This window comes from Sporosarcina cyprini (assembly GCF_022048975.1).
In the GTDB taxonomy this organism is placed as follows: Bacteria; Bacillota; Bacilli; order Bacillales_A; family Planococcaceae; genus Sporosarcina; species Sporosarcina cyprini.
Window position 1 is genome coordinate 27,257 of the sequence record NZ_JAKMHX010000006.1, and the last position, 26,245, is coordinate 53,501.

General features: G+C 42.4%; 23 protein-coding genes. 4 read left to right on the plus strand and 19 right to left on the minus strand.

Features of this window, described 5'->3' with window-relative positions:
- Window positions 1–161: 161 nt before the first annotated feature.
- The 5 genes from L7D49_RS00395 to L7D49_RS00415 all read right to left on the minus strand — a co-directional run bounded on the left by L7D49_RS00395 (window position 162) and on the right by L7D49_RS00415 (window position 5,432).
- On the minus strand, window positions 162–2,030 hold the full coding sequence (locus L7D49_RS00395; protein WP_238078794.1) for a P-loop NTPase fold protein: 1,869 nt from the start codon (window positions 2,028–2,030) through the stop codon (window positions 162–164).
- Window positions 2,031–2,205: 175 nt separating this feature from the next.
- Window positions 2,206–2,919, minus strand: a complete 714-nt coding sequence (locus tag L7D49_RS00400) for a hypothetical protein (protein ID WP_238078795.1) — start codon at window positions 2,917–2,919, stop codon at window positions 2,206–2,208.
- The gene (locus L7D49_RS00405; protein ID WP_238078796.1) at window positions 2,892–3,176 is read right to left on the minus strand and encodes a hypothetical protein; all 285 of its coding nucleotides are present in this window, start codon (window positions 3,174–3,176) and stop codon (window positions 2,892–2,894) included. Before L7D49_RS00405 ends, L7D49_RS00400 begins: the two co-directional genes overlap by 28 nt.
- A gap of 304 nt (window positions 3,177–3,480) precedes the next feature.
- Window positions 3,481–4,269 carry an Nmad3 family putative nucleotide modification protein gene (locus L7D49_RS00410; RefSeq protein WP_238078797.1) on the minus strand — a complete coding sequence of 263 codons (789 nt, stop codon included), beginning with the start codon at window positions 4,267–4,269 and terminating at the stop codon, window positions 3,481–3,483.
- Between the two features lie 50 nt (window positions 4,270–4,319).
- Window positions 4,320–5,432 carry a hypothetical protein gene (locus L7D49_RS00415; protein WP_238078798.1) on the minus strand — a complete coding sequence of 371 codons (1,113 nt, stop codon included), beginning with the start codon at window positions 5,430–5,432 and terminating at the stop codon, window positions 4,320–4,322.
- A 378-nt stretch (window positions 5,433–5,810) separates the two neighbouring features.
- Here L7D49_RS00415 and L7D49_RS00420 point away from each other — a divergent pair, with 378 nt between their 5' ends.
- Together L7D49_RS00420 and L7D49_RS00425 are read left to right on the plus strand one after the other, a co-directional pair.
- On the plus strand, window positions 5,811–6,644 hold the full coding sequence (locus L7D49_RS00420) for an abortive infection system antitoxin AbiGi family protein (protein ID WP_238078799.1): 834 nt from the start codon (window positions 5,811–5,813) through the stop codon (window positions 6,642–6,644).
- Entirely contained in the window at window positions 6,638–7,852 is a 1,215-nt protein-coding gene (locus L7D49_RS00425) for an abortive infection system toxin AbiGii family protein (RefSeq protein ID WP_238078800.1), read from the plus strand. The genes L7D49_RS00420 and L7D49_RS00425 overlap by 7 nt, the downstream gene beginning before the upstream one ends.
- 644 nt (window positions 7,853–8,496) lie before the next feature.
- Here the strand turns inward: L7D49_RS00425 and rlmD are convergent.
- On the minus strand, window positions 8,497–9,867 hold the full coding sequence (gene rlmD, locus L7D49_RS00430) for a 23S rRNA (uracil(1939)-C(5))-methyltransferase RlmD (RefSeq protein WP_238078801.1): 1,371 nt from the start codon (window positions 9,865–9,867) through the stop codon (window positions 8,497–8,499).
- Window positions 9,868–10,223: 356 nt separating this feature from the next.
- Between rlmD and L7D49_RS00435 the strand changes: the two genes are divergently transcribed.
- Window positions 10,224–10,796 (plus strand): hypothetical protein, encoded by a 573-nt coding sequence (locus L7D49_RS00435; protein WP_238078802.1) that lies wholly within the window; start codon window positions 10,224–10,226, stop codon window positions 10,794–10,796.
- A gap of 51 nt (window positions 10,797–10,847) precedes the next feature.
- On the opposite strand, the gene cydS is transcribed toward L7D49_RS00435, so the two are convergent.
- Genes cydS through L7D49_RS00450 form a run of 3 tightly spaced genes read right to left on the minus strand, consistent with a single transcriptional unit; the run spans window position 10,848 to window position 13,380 of the window.
- The gene (gene cydS, locus L7D49_RS00440; protein WP_238078803.1) at window positions 10,848–10,997 is read right to left on the minus strand and encodes a cytochrome bd oxidase small subunit CydS family protein; all 150 of its coding nucleotides are present in this window, start codon (window positions 10,995–10,997) and stop codon (window positions 10,848–10,850) included.
- Between the two features lie 14 nt (window positions 10,998–11,011).
- Window positions 11,012–12,037 (minus strand): cytochrome d ubiquinol oxidase subunit II, encoded by a 1,026-nt coding sequence (locus L7D49_RS00445; protein WP_238078804.1) that lies wholly within the window; start codon window positions 12,035–12,037, stop codon window positions 11,012–11,014.
- Entirely contained in the window at window positions 12,034–13,380 is a 1,347-nt protein-coding gene (locus L7D49_RS00450) for a cytochrome ubiquinol oxidase subunit I (RefSeq protein ID WP_238078805.1), read from the minus strand. Before L7D49_RS00450 ends, L7D49_RS00445 begins: the two co-directional genes overlap by 4 nt.
- 365 nt (window positions 13,381–13,745) lie before the next feature.
- On the opposite strand from L7D49_RS00450, the gene L7D49_RS00455 reads away from it, so the two are divergent.
- Window positions 13,746–14,183: an NUDIX hydrolase gene (locus tag L7D49_RS00455; RefSeq protein WP_238078806.1), complete on the plus strand. Its 438-nt coding sequence runs from the start codon at window positions 13,746–13,748 to the stop codon at window positions 14,181–14,183.
- Between the two features lie 117 nt (window positions 14,184–14,300).
- On the opposite strand, the gene L7D49_RS00460 is transcribed toward L7D49_RS00455, so the two are convergent.
- From L7D49_RS00460 to L7D49_RS00505, 10 genes are all read right to left on the minus strand, one after another.
- Entirely contained in the window at window positions 14,301–15,215 is a 915-nt protein-coding gene (locus L7D49_RS00460; RefSeq protein ID WP_238078807.1) for a diacylglycerol kinase, read from the minus strand.
- 79 nt (window positions 15,216–15,294) lie between these two features.
- Window positions 15,295–15,864, minus strand: coding sequence for a thioredoxin family protein (locus L7D49_RS00465; protein WP_238078808.1), 570 nt, complete (start codon window positions 15,862–15,864; stop codon window positions 15,295–15,297).
- Window positions 15,865–15,986: 122 nt separating this feature from the next.
- The gene (gene gatB / locus L7D49_RS00470) at window positions 15,987–17,417 is read right to left on the minus strand and encodes an Asp-tRNA(Asn)/Glu-tRNA(Gln) amidotransferase subunit GatB (RefSeq protein WP_238078809.1); all 1,431 of its coding nucleotides are present in this window, start codon (window positions 17,415–17,417) and stop codon (window positions 15,987–15,989) included.
- A complete protein-coding gene (gatA, locus tag L7D49_RS00475) occupies window positions 17,414–18,883 on the minus strand; it encodes an Asp-tRNA(Asn)/Glu-tRNA(Gln) amidotransferase subunit GatA (RefSeq protein WP_238078810.1) in 1,470 nt (489 codons plus the stop codon). The genes gatB and gatA overlap by 4 nt, the downstream gene beginning before the upstream one ends.
- 215 nt (window positions 18,884–19,098) lie before the next feature.
- Complete coding sequence (gatC, locus tag L7D49_RS00480; protein ID WP_238078811.1) at window positions 19,099–19,392, minus strand: Asp-tRNA(Asn)/Glu-tRNA(Gln) amidotransferase subunit GatC; 294 nt, start codon at window positions 19,390–19,392, stop codon at window positions 19,099–19,101.
- A gap of 276 nt (window positions 19,393–19,668) precedes the next feature.
- Window positions 19,669–20,796 (minus strand): CamS family sex pheromone protein, encoded by a 1,128-nt coding sequence (locus tag L7D49_RS00485; protein ID WP_238078812.1) that lies wholly within the window; start codon window positions 20,794–20,796, stop codon window positions 19,669–19,671.
- Window positions 20,797–20,802: 6 nt separating this feature from the next.
- Window positions 20,803–22,818, minus strand: a complete 2,016-nt coding sequence (gene ligA, locus L7D49_RS00490; RefSeq protein ID WP_238078813.1) for an NAD-dependent DNA ligase LigA — start codon at window positions 22,816–22,818, stop codon at window positions 20,803–20,805.
- A 16-nt stretch (window positions 22,819–22,834) separates the two neighbouring features.
- The gene (pcrA, locus tag L7D49_RS00495) at window positions 22,835–25,069 is read right to left on the minus strand and encodes a DNA helicase PcrA (protein ID WP_238078814.1); all 2,235 of its coding nucleotides are present in this window, start codon (window positions 25,067–25,069) and stop codon (window positions 22,835–22,837) included.
- 47 nt (window positions 25,070–25,116) lie between these two features.
- Complete coding sequence (gene pcrB / locus L7D49_RS00500; protein ID WP_238078815.1) at window positions 25,117–25,815, minus strand: heptaprenylglyceryl phosphate synthase; 699 nt, start codon at window positions 25,813–25,815, stop codon at window positions 25,117–25,119.
- A 109-nt stretch (window positions 25,816–25,924) separates the two neighbouring features.
- Window positions 25,925–26,245 carry a YerC/YecD family TrpR-related protein gene (locus L7D49_RS00505; RefSeq protein ID WP_238078816.1) on the minus strand — a complete coding sequence of 107 codons (321 nt, stop codon included), beginning with the start codon at window positions 26,243–26,245 and terminating at the stop codon, window positions 25,925–25,927.

Genomic DNA, 26,245 nt, shown 5'->3' on the forward strand with positions numbered 1-26,245 from the left:
GTAGAAATAAGGATCAAGGAACAGCGTAGTGACAAGGGTTTCAGGGATTTTGGGTACAGGACTTTGTTTTAAACGGCTGGACAAAGATGTTGCGAGATTATTGTAAAGTGCTGGAGTTTATTGCTGAGCTACATAGAAGAGACAAGGCTCAAGGGAAAGTATTAGGATGAAACATGCTCCTTTACCTTTTTCACTTGCTCTGTTAGCTCCGAAATATTGAAAATAAATATTTTATCAATATCACCATCACCCATTTGTGAAAAATGTTCTATTTGTTCGATAAACTTTTCAATATAAGGTATCTCTTGCGAGTGAAAGTCTTTTGCATTTGATATTTTCAGATACTTGTGGTGTAAGAATCCTGTTAGGTAATTCACAAAAACTTTACTGTTAAACACATATTCCTCTACAACATTTAGTTCAATAAAAATTTCAAAAAGATTATTTTCAAACTCAATCTTTTTGTAGGTTTCAGGATTCACATCCCCCTCTATTACTTCTTTTATCCATTTGGTTATATCCTCCTTTACCTTTTCAGCCTTGAAATTCGATGTTTTTTCAATTAAGGCCTTCTTCATTTCATAATAATAGTTTTCTTCCTTTTCTCTTTCTCTCCAATGCGGATGCTCATAATTATTAGGTATCCATTTTTCTAAAGCTATTTCAAAGCCTTTTTCAAAAACACTGTCCTTGTCTACTTCAACCAATATAAGGTCTATTTCTTCAAAGTACGAAAATAAACTATATACCCCTAAATACTCACTTGCAAGGAATTCTCCATTCTCTATTTTCTGCAATATATTTTGTTGTGCTTCTTTTACCCTTGCCTCGCTAAATGATCTAAAATCATGAAGGATTTGAATAGGTTGCAAATCATTACCAGAACTAAAAGAATTTTTACGTTTACTGAGATAGTTCAAAATCTGTTTTCTGTATTCCTCCATGTCGGTAAAGCCTTCTAAAACAAATTGCGTTATCCCTTCAAAGAAATGCAGGTGTTCATTTATAAAATTGGTCTTTCCATAATAACGGTCAATAAATTGGTTTTCGAAGGATGACTCATCATTTTTATTAAACATTTTTGAGAAATAGATATTTTCATCATGGGCAAATGTCATTTGATCTACTGAAAGAATATTCCCTTCCTTATATTCCGCACTAACAATGAGTACATTCAGAAAAATCGTTTGTATTATTCTCTCAAAATCGGTCGGATCTTCAATAATATTTTTTGTTCGATTGTAAAAAATGTTGAATGTATCGAAGACAAATCTGATCGTTCTTAAATTTAGTTTGGGTAGTACAAAATATACTGCCTCCAAAATATTCCTTTTATTATTTACAAAAAACTCCATAAAGTCTGCTTGCTCTTCATACACACTGGTGAAAATTTCTTCTATAATACCAGATGAGACATTTTTAAATGTAAGGGTTTTACCGATAATTTTTTCTTTAGTCAAATTATATGTTGCTTTATCATGAATCTCCGTATCATTGGAGACAAAAATAACTTTTGCATATTGGCTCTCCAAGTAGTTTGAATTTATATACCCAAATACTTCTTTAATTGAAAGTACATCACTGATACGTTCCAAATCGTCAAAAATAATAACATAGTTCAATAAATTGTTTGTGGCATTAATTTTGACTCTATCACCTGCTGTCTCAGATATTCCCTTCAATATTTGATCACTAATTTCTTTAAATGGACCCACAAAGCTTGTCATTGTTGATCCATATTTCCCTACCATTTTGATACCTTGAACTACAAATTTATTTTTGGTATTTGCTAATTCAAAGAACACCGCTTCCCCAATCTGTTCTACCGTCGAAAAGCCATTCAATGAAACATAGCATACTTTGAACTTTGAAGTATGATCATTATCATTGTGTACCTCCTCAATGATATCTATCAGTGTATGTGTAATGTAGTGTGTTTTACCGATTCCCCACGGCCCATTTATTTGAATAGCGTAGTTAGTCTTTGGCAGACTTAAATAACTAAGCACCACGTCATCTAACTGTTTCATATCCCTTACTCCCCTTATATTCATAATTGCTCAAAGGCTATTTTTTAGTAATCAAAAGGATAAAACGCATACAATTCCAAATAACTATGTTCAAATTATTCCTCAATTAGAACCCCTTGGTAATTTGAGAGCCAATAAGCTTTTCTTTATCATTTGCTGTCAATAAGTTGTCTGGCTATTTGTCAGAATCCCTAATCCAATTTGCTTTATTCTTAACCCAATCATATTCATCCATGGTCTCGTCCACTTCAGATACAATATAGTTTTCTACTAATTGCGAGTAGAAGTGATGAATTGACTTTCTTAGTAATTCCTCTGTACGTCTATACTCCTGATTGTTTCGCTCTTTTATTATTGCTTTTTGTTCTTCCTCTTGTCTTTTTTTCTCTTCTTCAATTTCATGAGCCTTCACTTTCTCGTCAAGCTTTTGAGGAAGTGAAAAAATATAAAGAAATACTTTCTTTAACAGGGAATCAAAAGAATCCGTTTTAGTTTGCTGAATTAGCTTTTCATTTTTACTCCACTTCAACCATTCAAGGTGATAGCCTACTTCTACATTTATTTTTCCAGTTGACACATATTTAATAGTATTAAAGGTTGAATACTCTTTATCGTCAGGCGACAGCTTCACTTTCTTCGACGGCAACTTGAATTTCAGGTAAAAGATGTAACTTTTATACATAACCTGTGTTTCATCATGCGTGATGTTTATTTTTGCTCCTGCCTTTTCAAGAGCCTTAAATAAGCTATCAATAAAAGGTAAAGCATCTGGAATAATTACACCAGAAGAAGGATTAATTTGTAATTTTTCTTCCCTATGATAATACGAAAAACCATCTTTTTTCTTTTGACGATATTTAACTATCTCTTTGTGCGGGTTTGTAGACAAGGTTTTATTGATGAATTAAAAATCTGAATAAGTTGCGATTGTTCGGCATCGAGATACGAGAAGTACACCTGTTGTTTCGCTATTTCATTCTTTGTAGAAGGAACATCGTTATTGTCATTTATTTTAGGACTTTGCTCTATTTGGGGGGATAACATTTTTTGTGGTGGTGCAGTTTTCACTCTTACTTCTTCAATAATAATTTCTGGGTTATTATTTGGATTGGGAAGTAATAATTGTGTAGGTTTTTCCTTACCCATGTGCAATCGACCCCAATACGATGGCGTGGGCAGTGGAATATTATTGGACATACAGGCATTTTTCAGCTTATTGTATGGACATTTAGTTCTTTTGCTGTTTTTGAAGTTCCAATAGATCAGAGCATTTCATAAAGTTCTTTTTGGGATATAGATGCCATAAGCTCAACCTCCTTTAAACTTTCTACATTGTCGAAAGTTGCTATTATAGTGGATTTAGGGTGAATTAGTTTAAATGATAATCTTATCCTTTCAACTAATCAGTTATAAATAGAACATGACTTAATTAAATCCTCTGCCCATTTAACTACGTCGGGATTGCTACTGATAGATCTCCCATGCCCTTTGTTTTCATTTCTACACGTCCATTCGGAAGCTCATTCCATGTTTCAATCGCATGTACGAAATTGTCTTGTTCCCCTTGAAAACAAGTAGGAAGCTCCCACAGAGTTCTGATTTTCGACTTAGATTTTGTAAGTATTAGTCGTTCATTAAAATTGAAACAACCCCAACCAGGCTTTCCTTTATCTGCTGTAAATGATTTAGTTGCCATATACACGCTGTTCTGTTGCTTTCCATACTCTTTTTTATCTCTAATATGAGGATGATATTCAGACCACGAAGGAACCTCATCTCCTGCCTTTATATCAAATACCTCATCAACCTCTAAGTAACCGAAAATTGCATGGATATTCAATGCCTTTCGAATATATTCCCATTGCCCATTATTATTTTGTGTATTTCTAAACCATCCAAAGAATAGAAATATGTCTCCTTTGCCGACGCTATTCTTTTTTAAACGTACCTGCGAAGTACCACTCTGTCCAAATAACCCACGCCATTCAGCAGGACGATCCTTTAAAATGGAACGTTGTAGATCAGGATCTAAATGAGCTTCCGAGAAAAGCTTTATCCCCAGTTCTTTCATTACCTTTAAGTAGCTTTCAGTCGAGGAGATATTAAGGTTTTTATAAAAATCTCCTGAATCCGCTCTCGGAATCGGTAATGAAACAAGATTATCCTTCATAATAGGGCTTGCTTTTCCACCTGTCGTTTTATCAAACCCTTTTCTGCTCAAAATTACTTTTCTCGCCATTTTTTCACCTTCTACAAACTAATTTTTTATTTATATTTTCAACTTCGGGATTATCGTTCAAATAATTGAATAGATTCGTTTCTATTAAAGCTAAGCGTATTAATCACTAAAAGCAATTCATCTTTTGATAAATTCAATGCATAATTAGGTAGTTCGTTTGCGTCCATAAGCATCTTGATTGAGATCTCTGCTTTTGAATAAGCTATAAAGTCATTATCGTCATTGTGTATATAGTCAAAAACTTTACTATACTCATATTGGAATTCTGTATTATTTTCGGGATGTACAATGGCATATGTGGATAAATCCTTTAACTCCATTTCCTGTAGATTGTTTTGAATTTCATCCAGCACCAGACTCAGCTTCTTTAAATATTCAGTTGCTTCTTTTTTAATAGGTAACTTATCATATGAGATTTGTAACAATCGTTTAATAATAGATAACTCATAAGAATAAGCATCACTACCCCCATACCTTTTTTCATTTTCTTTTAAGAGAATCTCAACTTGCTCCTGCATTTTCACATTTTTCGGTATTACTTTTACTTTCAAAGATTTAATGTGTTCCTCGTGTTCTTTTTCCACAAAATCGTTTAGTTGATTAAGTAAGTCATATCTTAGCGTAATATAGCGGAATAAGTTCTCAATTTTCACCGAAAATATATAACTTTTTTTCTCCAATGAGTTAGAATACATTACGACCGAGAAATCATCTCTAATATTTGCAGAAGACCAACTTGCATAATACTTTCCATTATCCCCTTTGGAAACTCCCTTCAGATTTACAGGATGAGTACCAAAAACAGCCCGAACATGTTTAAAGTATGAATCATCGCTGACTTCATTATTAAACACCGAAGAATCATTCGTATAAGGATATGTCACTGAGAACACCCGAAATAATTGATCAATTGCTTCCTTTACCAAATCCATTGCACAAACAAGTTGCATGAAATTTAAGGAAAGAACATTAGCATTGGAATGTTTAAGGTCAATTGCTGGCATTCCTTCGACTGCAACTTCAATCCAATCCATAGCTGAACAAATAATATTCCATTTATTCTTCCCTTCATGATTCCTATATCTATTTAAAACAAAAAAATTATTACCGCTAATCGTATTTCTAAAGTCCTTAATAACGGATTTTTTTAATTGAAAACTCAATTCTCTCACCTCGATTCAACTTAATCTTACACTGTAGGGTGAATCTAATAAAGTTTAGGCCATGCCACTTACTTGATATCTTTCAACATTCCCTACCAAGAATTTTTTATTAAATATAATTCTATCATAATCTTCAATCTTCAATCTTCAATCTTCAATCTTCACGAGATTCTAAGCTATATCGGATTCTTACTTCCTAAATTTCCTTCGTTAGATTAGATAATGTTAATCTAAAGCACCCAAATTCCCTTATAAGTTAGTTCTAATTTATTTGATGAATAGACGGTAGCCTACAAAAATGTATCACCAGCATTATCCGCCTTTTGTGGTAATATTGTTATTGATCTACTTTTCGGACTTTTAAAGGAGATAGAAACAATGAATAGTGAAAATAAAACAATCATAGAGATTGGTTCACCTTTGCAGGATAGAGACCCTTATATTAAATCTCAGCAAAGTGCGAATGTATTATTTAATTTTATGAGACAACTTGATTATCTTAAGATGATTATTAAAAACCAAGCTATTATTCCACGTTATTATGAAGAAACTATTGAGCATTTAGAAATTGAGGAATTAAAGAAAATATCATTTCCAATGACATGTTTTTGTGATATTAACCTTCAAAAATTAATACCACACGTAGAGTTTTATGGATTTTATGGAATCGGATTAGATAAAAAATGGGGTATAGATCAAGGGCTCCAGCCTATTAGATATATAAATAAAAATTCCAAGTTAAAATCTGACTTTTTATATGTATTTTCCAAGTCCCTTGATAGAATTTACGAAGAAACAAATCAACTTGAAGAATATAATAATTATTTATTAACCGATTTATTATTTACAAAACCATTAAATGGTGAAATGTATTTATACCGTGATAAAAGGTATATTATACGAAACTTTCACGACGAAATGGAGTGGAGATACGTTCCCGATATGAGTAAACAAGACGATTTGCCTCTTGTTATTCCCCAGAACCACCTAAATCCTAAAGCAAGCTCAACTTATTCCGAAGGCTTAAGAAAACGTAGTCAGTTCTGGTTAAAATTTGACTATGAATTTATTAAATACTTAATTGTTAAAGACGAAAACGATAGAGATAATTTGATTAGATTTATTTCTCAAGAGTTGGAGATTAATGGAATGAGTAAAGGTATATTAATATCAAAGATTATGGTATTTAATAATATAAGAGAGGATTGGTAAAAGGAATGTTCTCGAATTTCAAAAAGGCTTTTAAAGTAGATGAAAGTAACACTAAGATTCCAGATGCAGTTATTGATGCTCTTAGCGATAATTTGCCTGTAGGGTTTAAATACACCCAAGTTGATAAAGAAGCGATCGGAATAATAACTACATCTGAACGAATGCAAATGAAGGTTAATCTTAAGTACCCCTATGATTTTAAACCGGAATCTACAGAAGAATTAATGGAATATCTTTATCGAACCCAACAAGAATTATCAGTACCAACTAATTCAATAGAAATAAACGGACACAGTTTTACCCCTGAGCAACTAATAAATTTTCCGTTATCTGAAATTAAAGTATCAAATGATGATTTTAACTTGGTGATAAAACCTTATCCATTCCCCGAACCCTTTCAAGTATTTATCGAGTTAGAAGATAAGGATTTCACAAGAAAGAATTTTCAAATAAAAAGGCAACCTTATGCACATATGGAAAAAAGTCATTTTAAATCCATTGATATAGGGCCTTTAAAACTTTCGTATGTAATAGATGAAAAGAATCACAGTTTGAATTTAACTCTTAAATTGAATATTGACAATGCCGATAATCCTAAAGATGCCGTTGAAGCATACAAAATTTATAATGGTTTTATTCAAGGCAAAATCAGTTTTAATGGGGCAGAACTAAATGCAGTTCCCAACAAAAATGAAGATTTGGCATCTATTAAGGAAGCAATAAAACTGTGGGAGAAGGTAGATTTAATTGGCGAAAAACTTAAAAAAGATTTTAAGCCTAATGATAATCTTTCACAAAATGATGTTTTATGGATTGAAAAATTGTATAAATCGTTCATCAAAGAAGAGCCTTATAAAGAGTATATTAAAATTGATAGCATGGCGACAGAAGTAGTTGATATTGATAAAGAAGAAATAATGAATTCGAAAGGATTAGCCTTACAATTTATTAATAATGAGGAAATAAAGTTATTAGGAGAAAATATTATTTTATATAATTTGGTTGCAATGTTTGATTTAAAAGTAATTGAAATCTTGGAAAAAGAGGATAAAAAATATGAATTTATAATTGAACCAACTACGAATAACGGTATATATCGATCGGTTCAACATTTTATTAATGAAAATGACATAAATAAATACAAGCCTTTTGAATTATTACAAGGGCTACAAAAAGCAGAATTGCTAAGTTCGGATATTACCGATTAAAAAAATTGCTTATTTGTAGATTTTTCATTCTTTCCTTTCAAGAAGGATCGACTTATCCCTTCTTGAAAGGAATAATAATAATACAGATACATACAAGATTCTATCTATACTTCATATACTGCTGTATGAAAAAGCAGTGCTTTCCAATTAATCTAATCTCCTGCACATTCACCCCATCCAAACCCGGGTTCCACCATTGCCTTTTAAAATAAGTCTTTCAACTTTCCCTCACTCACATTTTTTGTTACGCTTTGACCACTTTTTACTGCTTTCTCACGCTTTTTGTTTATGTTTTTCAGGGTTTAAAAGTAGTGAAAAGGGTTTAAAGGTTTTTGAATAACAAGCTTTGTTTTAAACGATCGGGACTAGGTATTGAGAGTTTATATTAAAATGCCGGAGTTTATTGCTAGGCAAGAACCCTCATTTCCCCCCGCGTTTTCTTCAAGTTTTGCGCGCTTTTTCACGCTTTTTGCTCACGTTTTTTTCAGTTTCGAATAAAGCCTTGAATTTCCCACTATTTACCAAAAAAATGAAATGACGGGGATCAAGAGCCAGGGAGAGACCTCGATTGGCGCCGACTTTGTTTAAAATGGTGTGGCGGCGCATTTGGACTTTATTTTAAAGGGTGTGACTTTATTGTGTGGTTACAAGAATGTTAATTTCAACCAAGTCACACACTCCACATGACTGCTCTGAGGGAACATATCCACCGGCTGCACTTCCTGTGTCTGGTAGCCGCCATCCTCCAAAATTCGCAGATCGCGTGCCAGCGTGCCCGGGTTGCAGGAAACATAGACGATCCGCTCTGGTTTGTATTTCAAAATTGTTTGCAGCAGCTTTTCATCGCAGCCTTTGCGCGGCGGATCCACCACAAGCACATCGAACCGTTTTCCTTCAGCATACCATCTTGGGATTACGTCTTCTGCTGCTCCGGCCTCGAAGTGAGCATTCGCTATCCCATTTAATTCAGCATTCCGCTTGGCATCTTCAATTGCCTGCGGAACGATTTCAACGCCGTATACTTCCTTCGCCTGCTGGGCAAGGAACAACGATATCGTTCCTATTCCACAATAAGCGTCAATCACGGTTTCATCACCGGAAAGGTGGGCGTATGCCAGCGCTTGTCCATACAGGACTTCCGTTTGCACAGGGTTCACTTGATAAAAGGAGCGAGCGGAAATTTCAAACTGGACGTCCCCAATTTTATCGATAATGACTGACTTGCCATACAGATTTATTGTTTCATTTCCGAATATGACGTTCGTTTTGTCCGAATTGACGTTCTGCATGATGGATGTCACTTCAGGTACGACTCGCTTGATTAAATCCACAACGGCCTGCTTTTGCGGAAACTTCTTTTTCAATGTCACGAGAACGACCATGATCTCGCCTGTCGCCCGCCCTTTCCGGACAATCAAATGCCGCAGCATACCACGATGCGCCTTCTCATCATAGGCGTCCAGGCCAAGCGCATGCACTTCATGCTTCAGCGTGGACATCAGCTCATCCGCTTCCTCGCTCTGAATAATGCAGACATCTGTGTCGACGATATGATGTGTACGCGTCTTAAAGAAACCCGATACAACGTGACCGTTCCGTTCGCTGAAGGGAATCTGCGATTTATTGCGATAGCGCCAAGGGTCTTGCATTCCTTTGACAGGATGGACAGGGACATGAGGCAGCTTCGCGATCCGGTCGATGACATCGCGTACTTGCTTTTGTTTTTGCTGAAGCTGTGCTTCATAGGAGAGATGCTGCAATTGGCAGCCTCCGCATTCCCAGAACACATGGCATGGGGCTTCTACCCGGCTCGGCGCTTGCCGTTTCACTTCAAGCAGTTCAGCAAAACCGTAATTTTTCAATGTTTTTCCGACTTTGATTTCCACTTCCTCACCAGGCAGCGCACCTGGAATGAATAACGGATATCCTTCCACTTTCGCAACGCCTGACCCGTCATGTGTCAAATCCTCTACAGACACGGTGAGGCGATCATTTTGATTTACTATAAAAGACATGTCGTTCTTCCTCCACATTTCGTATGTACACAGTGTAGCATGTTTTACTGACGGTAAGCAGTTTCTGAACATTTTCTCATAAAGAAAAGGGACATCTCTCATCTTGTGGAATGGAGAATTGTCCCTTTTAACGTTTTGATTTTAGCATTGAAGCTCGCTTCAATGGTTGCGCGTCCAATTCCTGAATTGTGATTACTGCATTTCCTGCTTCATTTTGGCGCACTTGCCTACTTATTTGGCGTGCCAACGCTGTTATTTGGCGTTTTTTCCGCTCATTTGGCGCGTAAGCAGCTGAATTTGGCACACCCACATGTTATTTTGGCGAATTTTTCTTTTATTTGGCGCCTCGCCTTAACATGACTGAGTTATTGGCGTTCAGCTCGCATTATTGGCGTTCAAACCAAGTTATTGGCGTTCAACACGGAGTTATTGGCGTTCACCCCGAGTTATTGGCGTTCAAACCAAGTTATTGGCGTTCCCCCCGAGTTATTGGCGTTCAGCCCGGGTTATTGGCGTTCAACTCGGGTTATTGGCGTTCAACTCGGGTTATTGGCGTTCAACCCGGGTTTCTGGCGTTCAGCCAGGCTTTCTGGCGTTCAAACCGGCTTTCTGGCGTTCACCCTGGGTTTCTGGCGTTCAAACCAGGTTTCTGGCGTTCAACCAGATATTCTGGCGTTCAAACCGGGTTTCTGGCGTTCAGCCAGGGTTTCTGGCGTTCAAACCAGGTTTCTGGCGTTCAACCAGTTATTCTGGCGTTCAACCAGGCTTTCTGGCGTTCAACCAGGCTTTCTGGCGTTCAACCAGATATTCTGGCGTTCAAACCAGGTTTCTGGCGTTCAACCAGATATTCTAACGTTGAAACCAAGTTACTGGCGTTCAGCCCGGCTTTCTGGCGTTCAGCTAAATTAACCGGCATCCAAGCCGCTTAACCCGCATGCAAGCCAGACACCAATCCACCGATCCGCCACCATCAAACCCGTTCACTTCTTCGACTTACGCTTTGCCTTTCGTCCTGCGGCGTTGATAATCGCTTCGTCTTTCGGGGCGATGAAGAACCCGATGACGAGGGCGGCGATGAGCACGAGGAAGGGGGCAATGAAAATATAGAATTCCGTAAATGTTATTGGCATGTTTCATCATCTCCTTATGCGTGATGGTCGCTCTTTCCGCGGACGTATTCTTTGTTAAATAGGAACAGCCGCATGATCAGGATGAGCGACGGTATGAGCAGACATAGGCCAAGGATGAACGCGATGACGAGGGCGGTCGCCATGGCCGGGTTGGTGAAGCTGTCGTACAGTGTTAAGTACGGGTAGAGCAAGTATGGATAATGGGACGCGCCGTAGCCGAAAAAGGCGAAGGCGAATTGGCCGCCGAGCAGGCCGAATGCCCAACCGTATTGTTTTCGTGCGGCGAGCAGGTAGACGGTCCCGATGAATAAGATGAACGAGATGAGAAACATCGGCCAGAACGTTTGGATGTTCTCGTAATGATCCGGGTTGTGCTTGCGTAATTCGAAAATGATGCCGCCAGCCGTAATTATCGTTGGGAGCGACCAAATGAGCGCATATTTCCGGAGCAGGCCGGTTGCCTCGATGTCGCCTGCTTTATTGGCATACCATGTAAGGAACACCGCAGAAATGTAAAGTGTTGCGGACAGACTCAGTACGACAATCGACCAGGTCAGCGGGCTTGTGAATAGTAGCCAATAATCCAAGACTGGACGGCCATCAATCATTTCGATAAAACCGCCTTCGGAGATCGTCAGTACGATGGATAAGGAAGCGGGTATGAGTAGTCCGGCCAAGCCGTACATGAATGAATACCCTTTATGCCCCCTGGCTCCGTATGTTTCGAATGCATAGTACGAACCGCGCACGGCCAGCAGGATGATTCCAAAGCTGACCGGAATTAGCAAGGTCGTTCCGTAATAAAAGGCTGTTTTCGGAAAGAAACCAATGATCCCGACGAAGAAGAAGACGAGAAAGACGTTGGTCACTTCCCATACCGGGGACAGGTAACGCTGGATGACGTTTGTCAAAATCCGCTGTTTTCCCGTCAGCAAGCTGTAAGCATTAAAGAAGCCTGCTCCGAAATCAATGGCACCTACCATAATGTAGCCGAACAAAAATGTCCAAAGAACCGATATACCAAGAATCTCTAAATTCATCGTACATCACTTCCCCTTTCCGCATGACGATCTTCCAGTTCACGTTCCACCGGATTTTTGCGGAACATTCTTCTCAGAACGACCACACTGCCGGTACCGAGTACCAAGTATAGGGCACAGAATAAAACGAGCATCAGATCTACGTGATTGCTTGTCGTTGCTGCTTCCTCGACGCGCATAATTCGGCGCAAAATCCACGGCTGCCGTCCGACTTCCGCAAGCCACCATCCGAATTCAATGGCAAGGAATGATAAGGGACCGCCTAAAACGATAAGCCAGCGGAACCACCTGGATTGGACAGATTTCCAGCCTCTTCGAATGCCGAACCAGAACCAGGCCGCAAGAAACGCCATCCACATACCAATCAATACCATGAAGTTGAAAAGAAAATGAATATACAAAGGTGGGCGTTCATCCACAGGGAATTGATCCAGACCTATTACTTCTGCTGTTGGATCATTATGGGCAAGCAATGAAAGGCCAAATGGCACTTTAATTGCATATTTCACTTCATCATTTTTCAGAATGCCTAACAACACCAGCTCGGCGTTCTCTTTTGTTTCAAAATGCCATTCAGCTGCGGCGAGCTTCTCCGGCTGATACTCCGCCAAATATTTACCCGAAAAATCACCGATGATTGCGGTGGCGATGGAAAATACCAAGCCGAGCTTCATTGTTAAGTAGAGCGCTTTTTTGTGATACATATGGTCGGAGCCCTTCAGCAATCTGAACGCGGCTATTGCAGCAAGAACGAATGCCGCTGTCATATATGCCGTAATGACGACATGCGCCACTTTGGTCGGCATCGCCGGGTTGAACATGGCGATAATCGGATTAATATTAACGAGCTGCCCATTGACTATATCAAAGCCTTGCGGTGCATTCATGAAGGCATTGACGATGGTAATGAATACGGCAGAAAAAGAAGCTCCGATGGCTACTGGAACGAGCAGCAGCAAGTGTTTCTTCTGATTCTCGAATCGATCCCATGTGTACAAATAAATCCCAAGGAAAATTGCTTCAAAAAAGAATGCAAAGGTTTCCATAAATAATGGCAATGCAATTACATTACCGGCGAGCTCCATGAAATTCGGCCACAATAACGATAATTGGAGTCCGATAGCCGTACCTGTCACAACTCCGACCGCCACCGTAATAACGAAACCGCGTGCCCAACGTCTGGCCAGTAATATGTAGTGCTCGTCATTTTTCTTAATGCCGACCCATTGAGCAATCATGATCATGATGGGCACACCGACACCAATTGTGGCATACAAAATGTGAAAGCTCAGCGTCAACTCTGTTAAGACGCGCGAATAGAAGACCGCTTCTTCATTTATCATTTGCCCTGCCCCCTCATCCGAAAATTCGTCCAAGAATTGAAATAAACATAATGCCTGCTACGATGAACGCTAGCCATATCAGCCACTTTTCATGATTTTTATACATAAGATATCAACCACTTTCCCCATTCATTATTCATTCGATATCCACTCTTTCTTGTTGAAGTCATTCCTTCTTATCCTTCCCTCATTTATAGGAAGAATAACTTTCATTTATGAGCTATCTGTGAATAATCTTCGTCCAATCGGGTACAGAACAGGGACAAATGCATGACATTGACAAAAACCAATTTAAACAGCACACTTGCGAATCTTTGGAATCTTATGTAGAATGAATTAATTAACGAGTTTGTGAGGTGAGCACAATGGAAGTGAAACGAAAAGTATTAGCGTATATTACGAAAGGGACACAAGACGACCTAAAACTCCTTGTGTTCGAGCAGAAGGATCATCCCGAAGCCGGCATCCAAGTGCCTGGAGGAACTATAGAGGAAGATGAATTGCTGATCGATGCACTGTACCGAGAAGTGGAGGAAGAGACTGGGATCCCCCGAGATCGTTTAGAATTGGTCGGTAAGCTGCACAAAAAGAACCATTACCCTAAAAACCAGGAAGATGTTGTGTATGAACGCAATATTTTTCATTTGTCCTACACGGGCAATAGCGAGGACGCGTGGGAAAATCATGTCTATAGCGACGGCAAGGACAATGGATTGACCTTTTGTTGCCGATGGGTGCCGATGAGCCAACTCCCGGATTTGGCAGGACGGCAGGACGAAGCACTTGATTTTATGGACTCATGAACTTATTCCAATTCTATTCCCTAAAAACGAGCTAAAAAACCTGCAAATCCCTTTAGAGGATGTGCAGGTTTTTCAGTTCATCTATAAGTGGTCAGGCATACTTCAAAAATCCGCAAATTATGCCCGGTCCTGTTCGCGCAGTTCATCATACGGCGCGAACATTTCAATATGACGGTACAAGTTCTCAAATGTAGCAGGCAATGTGCCGCCGTATTCGCCGTCGAGATTCAGCAATACTTCCTCATCCGATGTCACTTTGATACGCTCAGCGCTCGTTGAAATGACAAGAGGATCATCCAAATGCTCTCCGCGAAGCGCCAATGAAACAACCCGAATGAATTCGGCGATATTGCATTTTTTCAAAATAAGCAATGTGAATTTGCCATCGTTGATACTCGATTGCGGTGCCAGTTTTTCAAAACCGCCAACCGAATTGGTTAACCCGACAAGGAAAAGCATAGCCTCTTCATCAAACACTTCTCCGTCATATTCGATGCGAACAGGGCTGGAGTGGATGGAGGGCAGCATTTCAATCCCTTTTAAATAATAGGCAAGCTGGCCTAGCATCGTCTTCAGACGGCTTGGCACTTCATATGTCAATTCGGTCAATCGGCCGCCTCCGGCAATATTAATGAAATAACGATTGCCGTTCATCAAGCCGACGTCGACTGGAATTGACTTTCCTTCGATAATAATATCAAGCGCGGCATCGATATCCCGAGGGATACGGAGTGCCCTCGCAAAGTCATTCGTTGTACCAGTCGGAATCAAACCGATTTTGGGACGTTTCTCGTAGGAGGAGACACCGGCCACAACCTCATTCAACGTACCGTCTCCGCCTGACGCGATGATCAGGTCGAATCCCCTCTCCACGGCATGCTTGGCGGCTTCTGTCGCATCCCCTTCGCAAGTCGTCGCATGGGCGGACGTTTCATAGCCTGCCTGTTCGAGTCTTTCTAATACTTCAGCCAGATGCTTGCGAAACACTTCTCTGCCCGCTGTCGGATTGTAAATAATTCGTGCACGCTTCATCCTCGTTACCTCTCAATTCAACAATTATGATAATAGTCCATCATTCATAAGACGTATCCGGACCATCCGGGTTTCCGACTTATGCCTTTTCCTGCAAGACAGGCATGAATGTTTTTCGCATATCTTCATAAACCGTCAACCAAAGTTCCGGTTTCGATGTGTATTCTGCCATTAACGTCTCAATGAATGCTCTCTGCTTCTCCTCAAATTCCGGATGTTCCTTTGGAGGCAATTGCTTGCGGCGCTCCAACACATCCTGCTGGATAGAAGCTGCCCGAGGTCCCCATTTCGCAGCCACTTCCCCATTGGCATCAAGTAGCAAGTAAATCGGTATGGACCGGCCGCCGTTCGTCAAATGCCTGTCAATCAAATCCGTGTCTTCATCCCGATATACGGTTCGCACATCCAAATCAGCCGCTTCCGCGATCCTGCGCAAAATGGCATTGTTCATCATGGCATCCCCGCACCAGTCTTCAGTAATGACAAGAATTTCAGGTCTTTTTTCCTTCAGCAATTCGATGAAACCATCATCTTGCGGTACTTCGAATTTTTCATATACCCGTTCTGTGTTCTCTTTATGCTTCTCCATTTTAGCCGTATAGTCGGCGAGGGAGATTGCTTCGTCAAAATATTGTTTTTCCGTTTTCATTCTCTCCACACTCCTTTACCCCAGTTTACGTATAGAAACGCCGCGAGGCAAACAACACGTTCAGAAAACGCCCTATGTCTTGACTCGGTGAAGCCAACCATAGGACGTCCATAACATCGCTCTTAGCGTTTATTGATTTCTTCAAGAAGCAGCTTGTTAACAAGCGGTGGATTTGCCTGGCCTTTTGTCGCCTTCATCACTTGGCCGACAAGGAATCCGACTGCCCGGTCCTTACCATTCTTGTAATCCTCAATGGATTGTTCGTTGGCATCCAGGATTTCGGTAATGACAGTACGAAGCGTACCTTCATCTGAAATTTGGACAAGCCCTTTTGCTTTAACGATTTCTGCTGCGTCGCCGCCGTTCTCGATCAATTCTTTAAATACTTTCTTCGCAATTTTAGAAGAGATCGTTCCGTCCGTGATCAATTTGATCATGCTCGCAAGCCCTTCCGGCGTCAAAGCCGTTTCGTGCAATTCTTTCTGTTCCGCATTCAGATAAGCGGATACTTCACCCATGAGCCAGTTGGAAGCGAGCTTCGCATCAGCTCCTGCTTTTACTGTCGCATCGAAGAAATCAGACATTTCCTTCGTCAATGTCAACACGTGTGCATCATACTCTGGCAAGTCGAGTTCTTGTACATATCTTGCCTTACGAGCATCCGGCAATTCTGGAATCTCTGCGCGGACACGGTCCATCCATTCTTGGTCGATGTGGATTTCCGACAAGTCTGGTTCATTGATGAAACGGTAGTCGTTCGCACTGCCTTTCACACGCATTAATACGGTTTGGCCAGTCGCTTCGTCATACCGGCGAGTTTCTTGAACAATCTTGCCGCCTGACAGCAAAATCTTCTCTTGGCGCTCTACTTCATTCGCAATTCCTCTGCGGACAAAGTTGAATGAGTTCAAGTTTTTCAACTCGGTTTTCGTACCGAACTCTTTTTGGCCAAATGGACGGATTGAAATATTGGCGTCACAGCGAAGTGATCCTTCTTCCATCCGCACATCCGATACGCCAGTGTATTGAATGATGGCTTTTAATTTTTCTAGGAATGCATACGCTTCTTCTGGAGAGCGGATATCTGCTTCCGTTACGATTTCGATTAGAGGCGTGCCTTGTCTGTTCAAATCGACAAGAGAATATCCGCCTTCCGCATGCGTCAGTTTGCCTGCATCTTCTTCAAGATGGACACGTTCGATGCGAATTTTCTTCTTCTTGCCTTCCACTTCGATTTCAATCCAGCCATTTGATCCGACTGGGCGCTTATCTTGGGAGATTTGGAACGCTTTCGGATTGTCCGGATAGAAATAATGTTTCCGGTCAAAGTTCATGACCGGTGCAATCTCACAGTTCAATGCCATGGATGCTTTCATTCCATAGTCGATTGCCCGCTTATTCATAGTAGGCAATGTGCCTGGATATGCTAAATCGGTCACATGAATGTTCATGTTCGGGTCTGCACCAAAATGAGCGGGAGCCGGCGAGAAGATTTTTGTATCAGTTTTCAATTCTACGTGGACTTCAAGTCCGACAATTGTTTCAAAGTTCATCGGTTTTGTCCCTCCCCAACTAACGGAGTGCCCGCCTTGAAATCGGACGCTTGCTCAAAGGCATGCGCCACTTTGTAAAGCAATCCTTCTTCGAAGTGGTTTCCGATAAATTGCAATCCGATCGGCAAACCTTCAGCAGCGCCGCATGGTACTGAGATGGCTGGTACGCCTGCCAGGTTAACCGGTACAGTTAAGATGTCATTCGCATAGAGGGTTAACGGATCAAGCAACGTTTTTCCAATCTCATATGCTGTTGTAGCACTTGTCGGGCCGACGATGACATCATATTTCTGGAATAATTCCGCGAAATCTTGCGAAATCAAAGAACGGACTTTTTGTGCCTTTACATATACGTCTTCGTATTGGTTTGCACTTAAAGCATATGTTCCATATAGAATTCGTTTCTTTACTTCTGGGCCAAACCCTTCAGAACGGGAACGGAAATAAAGTTCTTCGAGATTTTTCACATTTTCAGGACGGTAGCCGTAACGGATTCCGTCGAATCTTGCCAAGTTGGATGAAGCCTCGCCGCAAGCGATGACATAATAAGTCGGCGCTCCGTATTTGGCATGCGGCAAATCAACTTCTTCTATCACTGCTCCAAGGGATTCAAGGACTTTCAAGGCGTCACGGACAGACGCTTTGACCGCTTCGTCCACACCTTCCCCTAAAAATTCTCTTGGAACGGCCACTTTTAAGCCTTTGATATCGCCTGTTAACGCCTTGCGGTAATCTGGAACTTCTTTTGAAGATGATGAGAAGTCGCGGTGATCATTTCCTGCAATGACGTTAAGGAGCATAGCATTGTCTTCTACGTTGCGTGTCAATGGGCCGATTTGATCCAAAGAGGAAGCAAATGCGACAAGTCCATAACGGGATACACGTCCATATGTCGGTTTCATGCCGACTACGCCACAAAATGCAGCTGGCTGGCGAACAGAGCCGCCTGTGTCAGTACCTAGAGAAAATAGTGCTTCTCCTGATGCAACAGCTGCAGCAGAGCCGCCGGAAGAACCGCCCGGAACATAGTTCAGATTCCAAGGATTATGAGTCACTTGGAAAGCGGAGTGTTCCGTCGTGGAACCCATAGCAAATTCATCCATGTTCAATTTGCCCAGGGTAACCATTCCAGCCTCTTTTACTCGTTCTACTACGTGTGCATCATAAACTGGCACGAAGTCTTCTAACATTTTACTCGCACAAGTTGTTTTCGTGCCTTTTGTAACGATGTTATCTTTAATGCCGATCGGCAATCCAAATAACGGACCGCGTTGCTCCAGCGGGACGTTGTCCAATTGGTCCGCCTGCGCCTTCGCTTCCTGTTCCGTAACCGTCAAAAATGCTTGTACATCCCCTTCGACAGCCGCAATCCGGCTGAATGCGTCCTCGGTGATTTCTTTGACGGAGACTTCACGATTATGTAATAGCTGTTGAAGCTCTGTTGCCGTTTTAGAAAATAAGGTCATCGGTTTCCCTCCTATCAATTGCGCCCTAGCGTGTTCTCGTTTCAAAAAGAAAATCAGCAAATTCCTGCTGATACTATACTGCAGAGCAGCACTCCTTTTGATTTGGAACATTTTTCGCTGCAGGCTTTAGACCGACCTTAAGTCAGCCATCCAGGTACCTGCAATTATTTGCAAGCTTCCCAGCGTTCGTTTTACTTACAAGCCATTTATCAGAGTCATGAAAGGATATTCGGAACTTTAATCATTCCATCTTCATGTTCCTTCACGCTGGCCAACATTTCGTCTCGATTTAAAATATCTGTCGGAACGTCTTCGCGAAGAACATTCACCTGATGAAGCGGATGTGTCATTGGCTGAACATTCGCCGTATCAACTTCTTCAAATCTTTCCGCGAACTTGTCCAATTCACTTAACTGGTCAGCGTATTGCTCGGCTTCTTCATCAGTGAACGCGATCCGTGCAAAATTTGCGAAATAATAAACGTCATCTTTTGTAAATTGGTGAGTCATTTGCTCGCCTCCTCTGTATCATATTGTACGATTAATCTTATCACCTAACAACTTCGTTGAAAAGCGGCTCCTTATTAGTGTAACCGAATTTCGCAGGAGTCGTACAAGCTGTTGAAATTATTTCGATCATTCATTGCAAAATAAGAATGAGGATGGTGCATGTCACACCATCCGCAAAAGTAAATGATCCCTTTTGAACAGCGCAGCAATTAAAAAGATTGTCTAGCACTCGTTCAAATGTTTCTCAAGGCTGTCGCAGAAGGACAACCTCAAAGGTCAATACCCATAAATATGAACAAACGGTTCTTCCCCTGCATTCTTAACGATTAAGGCCTCTGGGCCATTCACCGATGTGATACTCACTTCTACATTCAGGTTCGCGAAATATGAATTGACGAGCGAGGTCAAATATTGAGTGAAACCGATTGTTTCGCTCGTTCCGAAAAATTGAATCGGAACTTCAATTCGCAGTGATTCATATTGGTCATCGCGAAAATGCGCTGTCCCAATCACGTTGACAAAGCTAGGAAAATACTTATCAATATCCTGTTTGAATTTGCTGAAGTCATTATTGATATCCCGATAATTCGTGAGGGATGACGGCGCAGGAAGTGTGACATACTTTTCGTTCACTTCTTTCCACCCGGAAGCGGCTGTTTTCCCTTTATCCGCATATGCAGTCGCAAAGTATGTGCCGGGGACGATCGAACTTCTGCTTTCCTGCTTGAATAACCCTATGACAATCGGAATGTCCGAAAGCCCTTCTTTCGCCCGTAATCGGCTGACAATCTCATCGGCCATTTTCATGCCTTCCTTTTGCAATTTGTCATCCGGGATGCGGGTTTCTGTGCCATCCCTAGAGTAATAAATTGAATTAAGGGCCAGGCCGATTGAAATTCCGGAGAGGCGGACCTTATTTTCTCCAGTTTTTTGCAAATAATTCTGCTCTACAATATGTGCTAAATAAATCGGTGCCTGTTCAGCTACTTCCTCCGCACTGGCTCCTTTTGGTGCACCCGCAGGATTCAGCCCCTCTTCGTTGTCACTTTTACGGGCCAGCCATTTGCCGGCCGTCTGTTTATCGATGTATTGGCCTTCTTGAAAGAAGTACTTGTCCGTGTCGAAATGCCGTGCGGATAGGCGCAGCAAGCCCTCCTCTGCTTCTTTCATATCGTATTTCGTGTGCAGATTGTTGACAACCATTCCGCGGCTGGCACTTTGTTTAAAGGGCACGAATGTCCTATAAAATTCATCCTTCAACTGAACATCCGGAATGATGACAGTTTCTTGCGCCTTCTCTTCATTCTCCTGGATGACCTCATCCTTTTCCGGTGCAAATGAAGGAAGGCAGCCTCCGAGGAAGAGCACGGCGGCTACTCCTGGTGCTACCCATATCCTTTTCATTACGTATTACTCCTTTTCGCCAAGCGATTCGATTAATTGTTCTTCATTCCAAACTGGAACACCGAGTTCTTGGGCTTTCGCCAGCTTCGATCCGGCATCTTCGCCTGCAATGACTAAATCTGTCTTCTTGCTGACACTGCCGCTGACGTTTCCGCCAAGCGCTTCAATCTTCTCTTTCGCCTCATTCCGCGTCAAGATGGAAAGTTTTCCAGTCAGCACGACTGTTTTACCTGAGAACGGGCTATCAGTCGGCAATTCTTCGCGCGTTCTGCCTTTGTATGTCATGTTGACACCATACGATTTTAATTTCGTAACCACTTCCAGCACATCTTCATTTTGAAAATAGGTCGTTACAGCATCCGCTACTTTGTCTCCTATTTCATGAATGGCAGTAAGCTGTTCTGCTTCCGCTTCCATCAAACGGTCAATTGTCCCGAATTCTTCCGACAAGATGTGGGCCGCCTTTTCACCGACATGACGGATGCCAAGGCCGAATAGTAATTTTTCGAGAGAGTTTCCTTTTGACGCTTCGATCGCTGACAATAAATTGCTGGCGGATTTCTCTCCCATCCGTTCTAGCCCCAGCAGCTGCTCCTTTGTCAGCGTATAAAGATCAGAGACATCCTGAACAAGGCCCGCTGTGTACAATTGATTGACGACCCGCTCTCCGATTCCTTCAATATTCATCGCATTACGCGAAACGAAATGGATGAGGGCTTCTTTCATTTGAGCCGGACATTGCGGGTTGACGCAACGAAGCGCCACTTCTCCTTCGATCCGTACAAGCGTGGAATCGCAAACAGGGCAAGTTTCAGGCATTTCAAACGGTTTTTCATCGCCTGTCCGTTCCTGTTCGATGACGCTGACCACCTCCGGGATAATATCTCCCGCTTTTCTGATGATCACTTTATCCCCGATTCGAATATCCTTTTCTTTAATCAAATCTTCATTGTGTAAGGAAGCGCGTCCGACTGTCGTTCCGGCTACCCGTACTGGCACGAGAATTGCTGTCGGTGTGACGACACCAGTCCGTCCCACGCTCAGTTCAATGTCTGTCAATGTCGTAATGACTTCCTCTGCCGGGAATTTATAAGCCGTCGCCCAGCGCGGGCTTTTAGCCGTAAATCCTAGCTGTTCCTGATCTTCAAATCGGTCCACTTTAATGACGATGCCATCGATTTCGTACTCGAGATCCTGCCGCCGCTCTTTCCAGCCTTCAATAAACTCGATCACTTCTTCAATGGTTTTACATCTTTTGCTCTTTTGATTTGTCTCGAAACCGAGTGTGTGCAAATAATCAAGCGAATCGGAGTGGCTGTCCTGCCCATAAGCACTGCCATCGCCGCCGATTCCATAGATGAATACAGACAAGTTGCGGCTCGCTGCTATTTTCGGATCGAGCTGGCGCAATGAACCGGCAGCCGCATTCCGTGGATTCGCAAATGGTTCTTCCCCGTTTTCATCCCGTTTTGCGTTAAGTTTCACGAATGAACTTTTTGGCATATATGCCTCACCGCGAACTTCGATCGTTACAGGCTGTGATAATCCAAGCGGAATCGTCCTGATTGTCCGTAAGTTGGCTGTGATATCCTCACCGACTGTCCCATCGCCTCGGGTAGAGCCCTGCACGAACTTTCCATCCTCATATTTCAAGGACACGGCCAAGCCATCTATTTTCAATTCGCAAATATAGGAGACTGTTTCTTGTCCAAGTCCTGATCGTACACGCCGATCAAAATCCCGGATGTCCTCTTCATTGAACACATTCGACAGGCTGAGCATCGGATGTTCATGAACGACTTTTCCAAAACCGGATAGAATGTCCCCGCCTACCCGTTGTGTCGGGGAGTTCGGGTAGATCAAATCAGGATGCTCTGTTTCAATGGCGATCAATTCCTGCATGAGCTGATCATATACGGAATCCGGCACAACCGGTTTATCCAGAACATAATAGGCATGGCCATATTCTTGAAGGAGCTTGTTCAGTTCTTTCACCCGTTGCTCCATTACATGACGATCCATCGTTTCCACTCCTCCATTACGCCTTTTCTATCGGTGCGAATTTCGCTAATAATCGTTTGATCCCGACCGGATCTGGAAATGCGATATCCAGCTCCGTATCGTCTGCCGTTCCCCGGACACTTACAACCATGCCGGTGCCCCATTTCTTATGAACAGCTTTATCTCCTGCCTTCCAGCCCATCTTCTCGCCGCCGCTCGTTTGATACACCGGCTTCTTGACAGCTGGACGTACTGGGGCTGCGGAGCGTGCAAATGCATTTCCGACCGTGAAGCCGGAATCGTTCGAAATAACTTCGGTTACCGCCTCTGATATTTCATTTAAGAAACGGGACGGGTTATTGTAGCTCGAGCGTCCGAATAATGTCCGGTACGCTGCGCTCGTCAAATATAACTTCTGCTCCGCCCGCGTGATTGCCACGTAAGCGAGACGTCGCTCCTCTTCCATTTCCTCTTCATCGGCAATCGATCTCGCATGCGGAAACACATTCTCTTCCATCCCGATGACGAAAACGACAGGGAACTCAAGCCCTTTTGCCGCATGCATCGTCATTAGGACGATTTTCTCGCTGGACTGGTTCTCTTCTTTATCCAACGAATCGATATCTGCGATCAGTGCCAGGTCTGTCAGGAATGCGACGAGGGAACGGTCTCCGTTTTCCTCCTCCGCCCGCTTTTCAAATGCCTCCGTAACGGAAAGGAACTCTTGTATATTTTCCAAGCGGCTTTCCGCTTCAATCGTCTTTTCCCTTTCGAGCATGGCACGGTAGCCTGTTTTGTCCAGCACCTGCTCGACAAGTTCCGAGACGGATAAGTATTCCTGCATTTGCGTGAAACCTGCAATCAATTCTCTAAACTTCACAGCTTCATTAGCGGCGCGCGCCGTTAAGCCCATGAAGTGAACCTCCTGCATGGCATCGAAGATCGAGCGGTCATTTTCAATCGCAAACCGCGCCATTCGTTCAAATGAAGTGGCTCCGATGCTTCGTTTCGGCTCATTGATAATTCTTGCCAATGCCAAATCGTCATCATTATTTGCAATCAAGCGCAAGTACGCCAGCAAATCTTTAATCTCTTTCCTGTCATAGAACTTCGTACCGCCGACAATGGTGTATTCCATGTTTGATTTGACGAGAAATTCCTCCATTACACGCGATTGGGCATTCGTCCGGTATAAAATCGCGAACTTGTCGAGTGTCAGATTTTCTTTCTCTTTCAAATCGATGATCGTCTGAACAACAAACTGAGCTTCAGCCTTCTCATCATTCGCTTTATAAATATAAATTGAATCGCCTTCATCGTTTTCCGTGCGCAATGTTTTATCGTAGCGGCTGCGGTTGTTTTGAATGACATCATTTGCTGCCTTTAGAATGCGTTTCGTCGATCTGTAGTTTTGCTCCAACATGATGACTGTCGCATCCGGGTAGTCCTTTTCAAAAGAAAGGATATTTCCGATATCTGCTCCCCGCCATCTATAAATGGACTGGTCTGAATCCCCGACAACGCAAAGATTCCGGAACTTGGCTGCCAGCATGTTGACGAGCCGGTATTGGGCATTGTTCGTATCTTGGTATTCATCCACATGAATGTATTGGAATTTGTTTTGATAATAGTCGAGGACTTCCGGGACTCTTTCAAACAATTTGAGGGTCATCATAATTAGATCATCAAAATCGAGCGACTGATTTTGTCGCAGCTTTTTGGAGTAGCCTTCATAGACATCGGCCACTACTTTCTCGTATGGATTGAATGAATTGATTTGCCCTTTGAACGTTTCGGCATCAATGCATTCATTTTTCGCGGAGCTGATTGCGTTTAACATGGAACGCGGATCATATTGCTTTGGATCGATATTTCGTTCTTTCAATACGTTTTTAATGACCGTCAGCTGATCCGAGCCATCGAGAATGGAAAACGATTTGGCGATGCCGATCCGGTCAATATTACGGCGTAAAATTCGTACGCACATCGAGTGGAACGTGGAGACCCACATCCGTTCACCCGAGCCTGCACCAAGCAGACCGTCAATCCGCTCTCGCATTTCTCGCGCCGCTTTATTTGTAAATGTAATGGCGAGTATGTTGGAAGGATAGACGTCCTTCTCCACGACGAGGTACGCAATCCGATGCGTCAGCACTCGCGTCTTTCCAGAACCCGCCCCCGCCATGATAAGCAATGGCCCTTCCGTCTTCTTGACGGCCCGTGCTTGCTCCGGATTCATGCCGTCCAGCAGATTTTGAGCGATTCTATTCATTTCATCCACACCTTTCGAGGAACATCTGTTCTTCATTATACACCGTTTTATCCTTCATGGGGCGTTTTCTTGACAGCTTCCACTGTCTCGAGTGCAGCCTCCAAGTTTTCGTAGAGTACATTGCCAACGATAACCGTATGAGCGTATGCAGCCATTTGGCGTGCCTGTTCTGCATTTTTAATCCCGCCGCCGTAAAACAGCCGGGTCGATTCCAGAATCCGGGAGACAGAACGCACCACGTCCGGATCTCCGAAAGTTCCGCTATATTCCAAATAAAAGACTGGCATATGAAAGAGATGCTCCGCCATGCGGGCATACGCAATGACATCGTCCTCATCCGGAATCGCAGAGACCCCTGTCAGCTCAGCTGCTTTGCATTCAGGATTCATGATACAGTAGCCTTCTGTCAGGATCTCATCCCAATTCATCATGTGGCCATATTCGCGCAACGCCGCATGATGAATGCCATTGATCCATTCCGCTTTCGTGGAGTTCAGCACAGTGGGGATGAAATAATAATCAAATCCTGGGGTTACTGAATCGACCGTCGACACTTCAAGTGCGACAGGAACAGAATAGCGCCTGATTCTTGCGAGCAAATCCAGCACATTCTCCAATGTCACATGATCGGTGCCCCCGACAATAAGACCGTCTGTACCTGATTCCGCAATCCGCTCCAATTGTTCGTCTGTCACTGATTTCGCAGGATCCAGCTTAAAGGCATGTCGCCAAGTTCTATAATCCATGTTCAACCACCTTGTCCCTATTATGTACGTTCTTTTAGTATACCAAAAAAAAGGACGGAATCCTCGCTCCGTCCTTTCAAAAAATGTTATTCAGTTGATGTGCCTTGCCTTATTTACCGCTTTCGTTGCCCTCTTCCAATTCAGGATACAGGCGTCCCAAAACCGTATTGTAGCCGTCCGACCCATAATCGACACAGCGTCGAACTCTGGAAATGGTTGCAGTGCTCGCTCCCGTTTCACTTTGAATCCGTTCATAGGTTCTTTTCAGCTTCAGCATATGAGCCACTTCCAGACGCTGCGCCATTGACTGAATTTCACTCATTGTACAGAGATCATCGAAAAAGGAGTAGCATTCTTCTAGATCCTTCAGTTCCAAAATCGCCTTGAACAGCTGGTCTGTCTGTGGACCGCGTATTTTATCGATTTGCAA

Coding starts and splice junctions, on each gene's coding strand:
- L7D49_RS00395 (WP_238078794.1), bottom strand. CDS start 2,030: ATGAAACAGTTAGATGACGTGGTGCTTAGTTATTTAAGTCTGCCAAAG.
- L7D49_RS00405 (WP_238078796.1), bottom strand. CDS start 3,176: ATGGGTAAGGAAAAACCTACACAATTATTACTTCCCAATCCAAATAAT.
- L7D49_RS00410 (WP_238078797.1), bottom strand. CDS start 4,269: ATGGCGAGAAAAGTAATTTTGAGCAGAAAAGGGTTTGATAAAACGACA.
- L7D49_RS00420 (WP_238078799.1), top strand. CDS start 5,811: ATGAATAGTGAAAATAAAACAATCATAGAGATTGGTTCACCTTTGCAG.
- rlmD (WP_238078801.1), bottom strand. CDS start 9,867: ATGTCTTTTATAGTAAATCAAAATGATCGCCTCACCGTGTCTGTAGAG.
- L7D49_RS00435 (WP_238078802.1), top strand. CDS start 10,224: ATGACTGAGTTATTGGCGTTCAGCTCGCATTATTGGCGTTCAAACCAA.
- cydS (WP_238078803.1), bottom strand. CDS start 10,997: ATGCCAATAACATTTACGGAATTCTATATTTTCATTGCCCCCTTCCTC.
- L7D49_RS00445 (WP_238078804.1), bottom strand. CDS start 12,037: ATGAATTTAGAGATTCTTGGTATATCGGTTCTTTGGACATTTTTGTTC.
- L7D49_RS00450 (WP_238078805.1), bottom strand. CDS start 13,380: ATGATAAATGAAGAAGCGGTCTTCTATTCGCGCGTCTTAACAGAGTTG.
- L7D49_RS00455 (WP_238078806.1), top strand. CDS start 13,746: ATGGAAGTGAAACGAAAAGTATTAGCGTATATTACGAAAGGGACACAA.
- L7D49_RS00460 (WP_238078807.1), bottom strand. CDS start 15,215: ATGAAGCGTGCACGAATTATTTACAATCCGACAGCGGGCAGAGAAGTG.
- L7D49_RS00465 (WP_238078808.1), bottom strand. CDS start 15,864: ATGAAAACGGAAAAACAATATTTTGACGAAGCAATCTCCCTCGCCGAC.
- gatB (WP_238078809.1), bottom strand. CDS start 17,417: ATGAACTTTGAAACAATTGTCGGACTTGAAGTCCACGTAGAATTGAAA.
- gatA (WP_238078810.1), bottom strand. CDS start 18,883: ATGACCTTATTTTCTAAAACGGCAACAGAGCTTCAACAGCTATTACAT.
- gatC (WP_238078811.1), bottom strand. CDS start 19,392: ATGACTCACCAATTTACAAAAGATGACGTTTATTATTTCGCAAATTTT.
- L7D49_RS00485 (WP_238078812.1), bottom strand. CDS start 20,796: ATGAAAAGGATATGGGTAGCACCAGGAGTAGCCGCCGTGCTCTTCCTC.
- ligA (WP_238078813.1), bottom strand. CDS start 22,818: ATGGATCGTCATGTAATGGAGCAACGGGTGAAAGAACTGAACAAGCTC.
- pcrA (WP_238078814.1), bottom strand. CDS start 25,069: ATGAATAGAATCGCTCAAAATCTGCTGGACGGCATGAATCCGGAGCAA.
- pcrB (WP_238078815.1), bottom strand. CDS start 25,815: ATGGATTATAGAACTTGGCGACATGCCTTTAAGCTGGATCCTGCGAAA.